Source organism: Olleya namhaensis (assembly GCF_900114005.1).
Classification (GTDB): domain Bacteria; phylum Bacteroidota; class Bacteroidia; order Flavobacteriales; family Flavobacteriaceae; genus Olleya; species Olleya namhaensis.
This window is the reverse complement of sequence record NZ_FORM01000003.1, coordinates 93,512-105,317: the sequence shown is the minus strand read 5'-3', so window position 1 is coordinate 105,317 and position 11,806 is coordinate 93,512. Positions and strand designations below refer to the sequence as shown.

Annotated in this window: 10 protein-coding genes; 4 read left to right on the top strand and 6 right to left on the bottom strand. The window is 32.9% G+C overall.

Features of this window, described 5'->3' with window-relative positions:
• The 4 genes from glgB to BMZ09_RS06090 all read left to right on the top strand — a co-directional run bounded on the left by glgB (position 1) and on the right by BMZ09_RS06090 (position 6,918).
• Entirely contained in the window at positions 1-1,920 is a 1,920-nt protein-coding gene (gene glgB / locus BMZ09_RS06105; RefSeq protein WP_090838548.1) for a 1,4-alpha-glucan branching protein GlgB, read from the top strand.
• A 157-nt stretch (positions 1,921-2,077) separates the two neighbouring features.
• Positions 2,078-4,483: a glycoside hydrolase family 31 protein gene (locus BMZ09_RS06100; protein WP_090838546.1), complete on the top strand. Its 2,406-nt coding sequence runs from the start codon at positions 2,078-2,080 to the stop codon at positions 4,481-4,483.
• Positions 4,484-4,611: 128 nt separating this feature from the next.
• Positions 4,612-5,442: a M48 family metallopeptidase gene (locus BMZ09_RS06095; protein WP_090838544.1), complete on the top strand. Its 831-nt coding sequence runs from the start codon at positions 4,612-4,614 to the stop codon at positions 5,440-5,442.
• Positions 5,443-5,529: 87 nt separating this feature from the next.
• Positions 5,530-6,918 (top strand): MFS transporter, encoded by a 1,389-nt coding sequence (locus tag BMZ09_RS06090; RefSeq protein WP_090838542.1) that lies wholly within the window; start codon positions 5,530-5,532, stop codon positions 6,916-6,918.
• Between the two features lie 31 nt (positions 6,919-6,949).
• On the opposite strand, the gene BMZ09_RS06085 is transcribed toward BMZ09_RS06090, so the two are convergent.
• From BMZ09_RS06085 to BMZ09_RS06060, 6 genes are all read right to left on the bottom strand, one after another.
• A complete protein-coding gene (locus tag BMZ09_RS06085) occupies positions 6,950-8,491 on the bottom strand; it encodes a polyamine aminopropyltransferase (RefSeq protein WP_090838540.1) in 1,542 nt (513 codons plus the stop codon).
• Between the two features lie 5 nt (positions 8,492-8,496).
• Positions 8,497-9,261: a hypothetical protein gene (locus BMZ09_RS06080; RefSeq protein WP_090838538.1), complete on the bottom strand. Its 765-nt coding sequence runs from the start codon at positions 9,259-9,261 to the stop codon at positions 8,497-8,499.
• 1 nt (position 9,262) lies between these two features.
• Positions 9,263-9,742 carry a DUF4178 domain-containing protein gene (locus BMZ09_RS06075; protein WP_090838535.1) on the bottom strand — a complete coding sequence of 160 codons (480 nt, stop codon included), beginning with the start codon at positions 9,740-9,742 and terminating at the stop codon, positions 9,263-9,265.
• Positions 9,742-10,542: an ion transporter gene (locus BMZ09_RS06070; RefSeq protein WP_090838533.1), complete on the bottom strand. Its 801-nt coding sequence runs from the start codon at positions 10,540-10,542 to the stop codon at positions 9,742-9,744. Before BMZ09_RS06070 ends, BMZ09_RS06075 begins: the two co-directional genes overlap by 1 nt.
• A gap of 3 nt (positions 10,543-10,545) precedes the next feature.
• A complete protein-coding gene (gene speD, locus BMZ09_RS06065) occupies positions 10,546-10,908 on the bottom strand; it encodes an adenosylmethionine decarboxylase (protein WP_090838531.1) in 363 nt (120 codons plus the stop codon).
• A gap of 100 nt (positions 10,909-11,008) precedes the next feature.
• Positions 11,009-11,788: a head GIN domain-containing protein gene (locus tag BMZ09_RS06060; protein ID WP_090838529.1), complete on the bottom strand. Its 780-nt coding sequence runs from the start codon at positions 11,786-11,788 to the stop codon at positions 11,009-11,011.
• Positions 11,789-11,806 lie beyond the last annotated feature (18 nt).

Here is an 11,806-nt window from a genome sequence, read left to right as displayed (position 1 = left end):
ATGGCAGATGTAACAGTATTTAGTTTATTTACAGAATTTGATATTAATCTCTTTAAGTCTGGAAAGCACTATAAGTTATACGAGAAGTTTGGGTCGCATATCACGACTATAAATGGAGTAGAAGGTACTTATTTTTCTGTGTGGGCACCAACTGCCAAGCAAGTGTCTGTTGTCGGAGATTTTAATTATTGGAAGGAAGGCGAACATTTACTAAATGTGCGCTGGGATGAAAGCGGTATTTGGGAAGGGTTTATACCAAATATTGGTAAAGGAAGTGCCTATAAATATAAAATACAAAGTAATAATAACGGTATTGTAACAGAGAAAGCCGATCCGTACGCTAGACGTTGCGAGCATAACCCCAATACAGCATCTATTGTTTGGGAAGACGATTATAGTTGGAAGGATTCCAAATGGATGAAATCTCGAAAAAAGAAAAACGCACTAGACGCACCGTATTCTGTTTATGAAGTGCATTTAGGATCTTGGAAAAAGCAAATTGAAGAGAATCGGTTTTTATCTTATGTAGAGTTGGCGGATGACTTAGTAAAATATGTCAAAGACATGAATTTTACACATGTAGAGCTGATGCCAATCATGGAGTTTCCGTACGACCCAAGTTGGGGCTATCAAATTACAGGATATTTTGCACCAACATCGCGATTTGGATATCCTGAAGAGTTTAAATTATTAGTCGATAAACTGCATCAAAATGACATCGGAATTATACTAGATTGGGTACCCTCACATTTTCCTGAAGATGCACATGGTCTTGGTTTTTTTGATGGATCTTGCTTGTATGAGCATCCTGATAAGAAAAAAGGCTATCATCAAGATTGGAAAAGTTTAATCTTTAATTACGGACGTAACGAGGTTAAATCCTTTTTAATAAGTAATGCTATTTTTTGGTTAGAACAATTCCATGCTGATGGATTGCGTGTAGATGCTGTAGCGTCTATGCTATTTTTAGATTATAGTAGAGAAGAAGGCGAATGGGAACCTAATATTTACGGAGGACGAGAAAACTTAGATGCTATTGCGTTTATGAAAGAGTTAAACGTCGCTGTTTACGATAATTTTCCGGATGTACAAACCATAGCGGAAGAGTCCACCGCATTTCCTGGAGTATCAAAACCAGTCTTTTTAGGCGGTTTAGGTTTCGGGATGAAATGGATGATGGGTTGGATGCACGATACATTGCAGTATTTTGCAAAAGAACCGATTTATAGAAAACACCATCAAAACGATATCACTTTTTCTTTAACCTATGCGTTTACTGAAAATTTCATGTTGCCTTTAAGCCATGATGAAGTTGTTTATGGCAAAAAATCTATTTTAGGACGTATGCCAGGAGACGAGTGGCAGCGTTTTGCAAACCTGAGATTGTTATACAGCTATATGTTTACACACCCAGGAACAAAATTATTGTTTCAAGGGGCGGAGATTGGTCAAAGTGAAGAGTGGGATTTTCAAACTAGTCTAGATTGGCACTTATTAGAATATCAATCTCATAAAGGGATTAATCAGTTTATTAAGGCTATAAATACATTTTATAAATCGGAGCCTGCTTTATATCAAAAGCAATTTTCTCATGATGGTTTTGAGTGGATAGATTATGGAGATGCAGAGCATTCTGTTATTGTTTTTATAAGAAAAGGAAATCAACCAAAAGACAATGTAATTATTGCTTGTAATATGACGCCTGTACCTTTAGAAAACTATCGTATAGGTTTGCCTAAAAAAGGAAGTTTAATAGAGGTTTTTAATAGTGATAATAAATCGTTTTTTGGAACAGGAGATTTTAAAAATAAGACCTTAATTAGTGAAGGGGCGCTTTGGCATTCTCGAAAAAACTCGACAGAAATAACAATTCCACCTTTAGGAATGGTCGCATTTAAGTATCAAAAAAGCGCAAAATAAATTATATTAAATTCTCTTTTTATCTGCTGATAATAAAGGTTTTAATAATTTTTGTTACCGAAATCGTTATAGTTAATAATTTGTGGTAATAACTGTAATCAATGTTTTTATAACATTAAAATTTTCCGTTTTTTTACTTTATAAATAATATACAATTATGATTGTAAATACAGAATTAGAACAAAAAGGAAATTTGTTTCCATCAAAGTTCGTCTCTTTTAAAAAAGATGTCGATACATTATATTTTTCAACAGATAATAATGTTGTCCTTCAATTAACCGTTTTTAGAGACAGTGTATTACGATTTAGGTATACAACCACAGGTACTTTTGATAACGATTTTTCTTATGCTATCACTAAGTATGCTAGCAAAGGGTATAATCATTTAGAGATTGTAGAAAATGATGAAGAATACCATATTATTACCTCTAAATTACTTTGTAAAATTGCAAAGGAAAATTTAAGAATACGTATTTACGATGTCAAGGATAACACTTTGATAAATGAAGACGAAATTGGTTTTCATTGGGAAGAAAGCTATGAGTATGGTGGTAACATTGTTAAAATGAGTAAAACCATAAATGATCGTGAAAGCTACTTTGGCTTAGGAGATAAACCAGAACATTTAAACTTAAAAGGAAAGCGTTTTGAAAATTGGGTAACAGATTCTTATGCATTTGGTAAGCAAACAGACCCAATATATAAAGCTATTCCGTTTTTTACAGGCTTACACCATAACAAAGCCTATGGGATATTTTTTGATAATACATTTAGAACGTATTTTGATTTTGGTCAAGAAAGACGAAATGTAACAAGTTTTTGGGCACAAGGAGGAGAGATGAATTATTACTTTATCTACGGGCCTAAAATGAATGATGTCGTGGAAAGTTATACAGATTTAACAGGAAAACCACACCAGCTGCCACCACTTTGGGCATTAGGATTTCATCAATGTAAATGGAGTTACTATCCAGAAGCTAATGTAAAAGAAATCACCAACAAGTTTAGAGAGTTACAAATACCATGTGATGCCATTTACTTGGATATCGATTACATGGACGGATTTAGATGTTTTACTTGGAATAAAGACTATTTTCCGGATCCTAAACGTATGGTGAAAGAGTTATTGGATGATGGTTTTAAAACGGTCGCTATTATAGATCCAGGTATAAAGATAGATCACGAATATTCTGTATTTAAAGAAGCACTAGAAAAAGACTATTTCTGTAAACGTGCTGATGGTCCTTACATGAAAGGAAAAGTATGGCCAGGAGAATGTTATTTCCCAGATTTTACTAAACCAGAAGTTAGAGATTGGTGGTCAGGTTTATTTAAAGAATTAGTAGAAGATATTGGCGTGCAAGGGGTTTGGAATGATATGAATGAGCCCGCAGTTATGGAAGTGCCAAACAAAACATTCCCTGATGATGTTAGACATGATTATGATGGTAACCGTTGTAGTCATAGAAAAGCGCATAATGTTTATGGTATGCAAATGGCGCGAGCGACGTACCATGGAATGAAAAAATTTAATTACCCAAAACGTCCGTTTGTTATAACCAGAGCAGCGTACTCAGGAACGCAACGTTATACGTCTACTTGGACAGGAGATAATGTGGCGACTTGGGAGCATTTAAGTATTGCAAATATTCAAGCACAGCGCATGGCTATGTCAGGGTTTAGTTTTGCAGGTAGTGATATTGGTGGTTTTGCAGAACAGCCTCAAGGCGAATTATACACGCGTTGGATCCAATTAGGCGTATTCCATCCATTTTGTCGTGTGCATTCTTCAGGAGACCATGGTGATCAAGAACCTTGGGCATTTGATGATGATGTTACTGATATTGTTAGAAAATTTATTGAACTACGTTACCAATTGTTACCGTATTTATATACGGCATTCTGGAAGCTGATAGAACATGGGACACCATTATTACAGTCGTTAGTCTTATTCGATCAAGAAGACCAACAAACGCATTACAGAACAGATGAATTTGTATACGGAAATCAAATATTGGTGTGTCCAATTCAAGAGCCAAATGCAAAAGGACGTAGAATGTATATTCCTAGAGGAAGTTGGTATAATTTCTGGACAGATGAATATGTTGAAGGAGGAAAGGAAAAATGGGTAGATGCAGAAATAGACAGTATGCCAATGTTTATAAAAGAAGGTGCTATTATTCCTAAATTCCCTGTGCAACAATATGTTGGAGAAATTGAAATTGAAGAATTAGCTTTAGAAGTCTATTATAAATTAGGGAAAGAAGTATCTGAATTGTATGACGATGCACATGACGGTTATGACTATACTAAAGGACGTTATAGTTTTAGAACGTTTAAACTAACAGGTAAGGCTAACGAGTTAATTATACAACAGCATAAAGAAGGTAAGTATGAGGCGTCTTATAAAACCTTTAAACTTAATTTACATGGTTTACCTTTCGAGATAAAAGAGATTCAAATTGATAACGAAATTATTTCAATAGAAAATTTACAAGTAAACGAAACGCTATCAATGGTTGTCGATAAAAACTTTGCAGAAATTCATTTAATAGGAAAATAACACAATAAAATTAACAGTTTACAGGTTCTTTTTTGACGTTTATCGATGTTACTAACATGATAAATACGGTCATTACTTAATTGTGGCTAAGTTTTTGTAGTTTTATAAAAGAATTAACAACAATCCATATGAAATTTAAGAATACAATAGTTGTGACATTAACATTAGTGATGTTTATGTCTTGTGCAACAAATCCGTTTACGGGAAAAAAGACGCTAGCATTTGTGTCTAACTCTCAATTATTTCCGACTGCATTTGCACAATATAATCAAGTGTTGACAGAAAGCAAAGTAGAAACAGGTACGGCTCGTGCTGATATGATTAAGCGTGTTGGTCAGCGTATAGCAGTTGCTGCAGAACGTTGGTTAAATGCAAATGGTCAACAAGGATATTTGAATGATTATAAGTGGGAGTATAACCTAATTGATGAAGATATTATCAATGCTTGGTGTATGCCCGGAGGTAAAATTGTATTCTACACAGGGATTTTACCTGTAGCAGAAAACGAATCTGCGGTAGCAGCCATTATGGGACATGAAGTTGCGCACGCACTAGCAAATCATGGTCAGCAACGTATGAGTGCTTCATATTTACAACAAGGTTTAGCTGTAGCTGGAAATGTTGCCATTAAAGATGATCAAACAAGAAATGCGTTTAACCAATATTACGGTGTTGGATCTAATGTTTTAGGGATGTTACCTTTTAGTAGAAGTCATGAAACGGAAGCAGACAAAATTGGATTGTATTTAACAGCTATTGCTGGTTATAACCCAGATGAGGCTGCAAACCTATGGAGACGTATGGCAGCAGCAAGTAGTGGAGAGGCGCCACCAGAGTTTTTAAGTACTCACCCTGCAAATCAAACACGTATTGATAACTTAACAGCATTGTCGCCAGCTGCGAAAGCAGAAGCAAAGAAGTTTGGAGTTACTAGCTTTAAGCCATTAGGAAAATACTAGTTACTTATTAAAATATTTAATTATTTTTAAAGCTGCTCTTTTATAGAGCAGCTTTTGTATTTTTAGGCTCTAACTAACACTTATTAAATGGCAAATCTTGAAAAGGGAAGTAAAAAACTACTTAATGCTTGGGCTTTCTATGACTGGGCAAATTCGGTTTACACGCTAACAATAGCATCTTCTATATTTCCTATATTCTATTCTGCACTTTTTGTATCACAAGTAGAAAAAACAGTACCTGCTTTTGGGATGGTATTTAAAAGTACAGCATTAATAACCTATGTTACAGCATTTACATTTCTAGTTGTTGCTTTTACTTCTCCAATTTTATCAGGTATTGCCGATTATGTTGGTAATAAGAAAAATTTCATGAAGTTTTTCTGCTACGTTGGAGGTACAGGTTGTATTGGGTTATACTGGTTTAGTATAGATTCCATTCACCTAAGTTTGTTCTTCTATTTTATGGGATTAATTGGGTATTGGGGCAGTTTGGTTTTTTATAACTCTTATCTACCAGATATAGCTTATCCAGAACAGCAAGATAGTATTAGTGCCAAAGGGTTTAGTATGGGGTACATTGGAAGTGTTACACTATTATTATTAAACTTAGCTATGGTAATGAAGCCAGATTGGTTTGGTTTTGATATTAGTATTTCTGAATCAATCAGAGAAACAGGAACAGAAGGACAAATAGCAGAAGCATTAAAAGAGGCTAAAAATGCAGCATCTTTTCAAGCCATGCGTATATCTTTTATAACCGTTGGTTTATGGTGGATATTATTTAGTCAGTACTCTTTTTATGTCTTACCAAAAGGGGTATCTAAAGGACATAAGGTAACTAGAGCTGTTGTTTTTAATGGTTTAAAAGAATTAAAGTTAGTTTGGATTCAGTTAAAACAGAACTTAAGACTTAAACGTTACTTAACAGCCTTTTTTGTGTTTAGTATGGCGGTACAAACCATTATGTTGGTTGCGGTGTACTTTGGAGAAGAAGAGATTAATTGGGGAGGCGCTGATGCTAAAACACAAGGGTTAATAGTAAGTATATTAGTTATTCAATTAGTTGCTATTTTAGGTGCTTTTTTAACTTCAGTAGCATCGTCTAAATTCGGAAACATTAAAACACTTATTGTTGTAAATATAATATGGATGTTCCTTTGTTTTTACGCCTATTTTATGGAAACACCAATGCAATTTTATTTAGCTGCTGGTTTTGTTGGTTTAGTAATGGGAGGTGTGCAAAGTCTAGCACGATCAACGTATTCAAAATTTTTACCAGAAACAGAAGACACAACGTCTTATTTTAGTTTTTATGATGTAGCAGAAAAAATAGGTATTGTAATAGGTATGGTAATTTTTGCGACAATAGATCAATTAACGGGAAGTATGCGTAATGCCATCTTGTTTTTATTCATATTCTTTTTAATAGGTATTGTGTTGTTATTTAGAGTACCAAAAGAGGGCGATTTGAATTAGTTATTTAAAAGTTTAATTTTGGTAATATTTATTAATACAGATTCCAATTACCTTCTTTGTAATAAGTATACAGCTTAGGGTTGAAAATAGTATTAATTTTAATATCCGTTGTATCTGCTAATGGTTTTCCAAAAGACGTCAACAAACCAATTGAGCTATTATTAAGCCATTTTAAGGACGGTATACTAGAAACATCTACATCATGAACCTGTTTTGTAGTTATCTTGTTTTTGCTACCTATAATCCAGCCCCATTCTCCTAAAGTTAAAATTTGATTATGTAATGGAATGGTATTTAATTGCGCAGCACGCATTGTTTTTTCTATACAGTAAAAGGCTTTTGTTGCGTAATAGGGACTTCCTGATTGGGTTATCATTAAGCCATTATCGCTTAACTTATTCTTACATAAATAATAAAACTCTTTAGTGTACAGTTTGTTTAGATCAACATTGTTTGGATCTGGAAGGTCCACAAATATGACATCATATAATATGTCATTTCTTTCTAAAAAAGAAAAGGCATCATCTGCAACAGTTGTTACTTTAGGACTGTTTAGAGCATCGTTGTTTAAGGTTTTAAACGTTTGGTTGTCTTTACCAAGCTCTAGCATTATAGGGTCTAAATCAACCAAAGTAATAGTGTTAACTGACTTGTATTTTAAAATTTCTCGAGCTAAACAACCATCACCACCTCCTAAAATTAAAATATTACTTTTTTTTGGTGCTAATCCCATGGTTACGTGTGCCATAGGTTCATGATACATAAACTCATCAAAAGAGGATAGTTGTTGGTTTCCGTTTATATATAACGAGTGCCAGTCTTTCCATTTAGTAATAACTATTTTTTGATACTTAGTTTGTTGACTAAACACTATTTTGTCCTTGTATTTTACTTGCTCTCCGTATTGTACTATTGGGCTAGCAAAATAAACGCCTAATGCAATACAAGTGGATACAATCACGTAAGTTATGGAAAGCATTTTTTTTGTTTTTGCAGAAAATGTGTCTTTAAGTACAATAAACAACCAAAACGAAACACTTAAATTAAGAAACCCAAGTATAAATGGCGTGTAGGTTAATCCTAAATATGGTAAGCCTACAAAAGCAAAAAATAGTCCTCCAATTAAACTCCCAAAATAATCTTTCTCAAGAATATTGGAAATGTTAAGTCTCAGCTCTTCGTAGTCATCATTTATTCGGGTTGCTAGCGGGATTTCTAATCCAATTAATAAACCTATTAGTATTGAAAACATATAAATAATCAACCATGAAAAATCTGTAAATCCATAAACCAAATAGCAAATAATTGCTGAAAAGGATATAAATACAGAAAGCACTAGCTCGGTTACAATAAACGATAAAACAACATTACCAGTAAATAATCTGGATAACCGACTACCTAAGCCCATTGCAAATAACATAATTGAAACAATTAATGTAAACTGCAATATGGCGTTACCAATAAAATAAGATGCTAAGGTTGACAGAATATACTCTGCCACGATACCGCTTAAGCCTGTAGCAAATAAGGCTACTTTTAAAGCGGTAGATTTTTGTTTTTTAGTATAACTCAAAATTACTATTTTCCAGTTCCACCTGATCTAGATCGTGTTGAAGACCCTGATTTGTATCTTGAAGAACTTCTACTAGTTCTTTTTTCTAAATTATTCCAGCGTGAGGTATTTTTACTTTGTCTTGTAAAAAACGAAGACCTTGTTTTTTTCTGGTAACTACTTCTGGTACCGTATCCATAAGTATTATTGCTATTTTGTCCATAATAGCTTCTGCCACTAGTATTGTATGTTCTGTAATTAGTATAATCGCTTCTAAATATACTACGTCTAGAACCTAACCAAAGCCAAAAAAATGGACTAGTAGAATGTGTTCTCCAACGTCTATGTGTTGTTCCGGAATTGGACGTGCTTGTAGAGTCTTTTTTAGTCTCTTCCCATTCGCCATGCGCTGTATTTCCAATTGCCCAACCAAAACCTACGGGTTGTGCTAATGTTGAAACTTTACCATTATGCCTTGATAAAATTTCCATTCCTAAATCATTTTTATGATTAGAAAAAAAAGTTTGATTTACAACAGCCCAGTCTTTATCTGTACTGTATAACGAATCTTTTTTAAGCTCTAAAACTTTATACTTGTGTTTGTGTATAATTTGATTCTCAGTTTCTTCAATAGTCATATCATCCAATACTAACGAAAAATCGTTACTTGGTATGTTTTTTAATATGGCTTGAGAAGGCTCAACAGTTATTGTTTTTACCTCTTTTTCCGTGTTATCACACGAAAACAATAAAAGGCTAATTACAGTAGCACATATAATTTTGTTAATCATTTTATAAGGTGTTAATGTTGGTTATTTTTTTAGGTTTTATTTCTTTTCCATAAAAGGATTCAATACTTCCGTCACTCCATTTTTCAATAGTAATACAATTGTCTTTGTAATAAAATTGATAACTAGTTAAGGTTTCAGTGCTTGTAAAAATAGTCATATTTCTGTAAGAGCCTGAATATGTTTCTTCTAATTTATAATCTTTACCTTCAAAATTAAAGTAACCATCATCAATAATTTCATCTAAATCAATAGTTCCTAGATGCAATGTTTCGCTATAGATAACTTCAAATTCACCACGATAAAATTCGACTTCTAAAAATGCTTTTTCAGCACCACTTTCAATGGTGTATTCTACACTCATATTTCCTGTATCCCAACTATATTCACCAAGTTCAAGGATGGTCCATTCTTTTTTTAATAAACTAAATGAAAACCCCACTTTTAGTTTATTTAATGGATGTTGTTTTTTGTTTCCAAACATTATTCTATTATTTCTTTATTACAATGTGGGCAAATACATTTTTCTGTTTTCTTTTGGCTACGTATTTCTTCAATATAGGCAGAGCTAATAATACCGGTTGGTAAGGCTACAAAACCAATACCTAGTAAAGCGATAAAAGCACTCATTATTTTACCAAGTCCTGTTATTGGGTAAATATCTCCATATCCTACGGTAGTTAAGGTTGCAACTGCCCACCAAAGTGCTTGTCCAATATTTTCAAAAGCTTCAGGTTGTGCTTTGTTTTCTATATAAAACATTAAAGTAGATGCTATTATTAGTAATATAAATACTAATATGGCTGAAACTAATATTTCATTTTTTGTTTTAATTATTACAGAACGTATTACCGCTAAACTTTTAAAATTTCGATTTAATTTTAAAACTCTCAATAATCTAAATAAACGTAACAATCTGATTATTCTTAAATCTAACGTGACTATAAATGGCAAATAGAATGGCAATATTGATGCTAAATCTACTATTCCCATAAAAGAAAGCGCATATTTTAATCGCGCTTTGGTAGGAGATAGGTGTGGGTAGATTAAATCTGAAACCCAAATACGAATGATATATTCGATTGAAAAAACAATGATTGTAAATAGTTCTAGTAATTGAAAAAGGGATTTATAACTGGTATAGATGCTTTTATAGGATTCTAATATAATGGCTAATACATTTATTAGAATTAGTACTGCTATAAAATATTCTAATAGTGCTTCTCCTTTAGCGTTACCTTTTTCGTCATCAAAATATTTTGCAATTGATTTTTTAAAACTCATAACTTAATGTATTTTTTCTAAAAATCCTCTTTGAGAAAATTGCTGCTCTATTTTATCAGATTCAAATTGTTCTTGGATCCATAGTATACCTTTTTCAAGATTGTTAAAGGTACTGCATGTAAAAAAGTCTAATGCGACATAGTTATGTTCTGGCCAAGTGTGTATTGCAATATGACTTTCTTTAATTACAATTACACCACTAATACCAATAGGAGAGAACTGGTGTATAGTTGTGTTAACTACATTAAGGTTCATTAACTTGGCTGCTGTTTCTAAAATAGTGGTTATTGTTGAGACTGAATTGATGGTGTTTTTATTACAATTATAAAAGTCTACTGTAGTTTGATATCCTAAGCTTTTTTTCATGACTCAAATATAGCATTCTAAATCAATAATTTTAGAACATAAAAAAAAGGATTTTACAATTAATTGCAAAATCCTTTAAACTATAGATTCACTTAGAGTCTTAATTACTAATATCTCCAGAGCCTGTAACTTTTTTATTTACGTTTGACGGGTTACCTTTATAATCTATATCTCCAGATCCAGTAACTTTTGCTTTTAAACTGTCTTTAGCGTAAACTTCTATTCCGCCGGACCCTGTAACTTTTACATCTGCATTGTCAGACTTTAAACGCTCAGCATGGATGTCTCCTGACCCAGTAACACTTGCTTCTAAGTTTTTAGTAGTACCAGTAATGGTTAAATCTCCAGATCCAGTAACCGAAGCTTTTACATTTGTAGCTTCTACATCTAAAGTAACATCTCCGGATCCAGATACTTTAGTTTCAAAATTTTTAGAGTAGAATGTTGCATTAGAAGTAACATCTCCAGAACCTGATAAAGTTAATTTATCTATGTCTTCAAATGGAACCGTAATTTTAATTTTATTGCTTCCGCTTGGTTTTAAATTTGTGTTATTTTCTATTTTAATTACTAATCCGTTAGATTCAACTTCTGTAATAATGTAGTCTAATAAGTTTTCTTCACCTTCAATAGTAATTGTACCTTCTGTTCCTTTTACTAATTCAAAGTCCATCCAACCAGCTAATCTAATGGCATCATAATCTGATGTTGATCTAGTAATGGTGGTAACATTTCCGTTTCCTTTAATCTTTTTACCGTTACCCCATTGTGCATTACAAGAGGAGAAAGTAACTAGAGTTAATGCTAAAAGTAATGTTTGTTTTAATGTTTTACTTACCGCATTTGTAATTGGTAAGTGTTTGTGTGCTGAAAAATTCATAGTGATTGATTTATATTA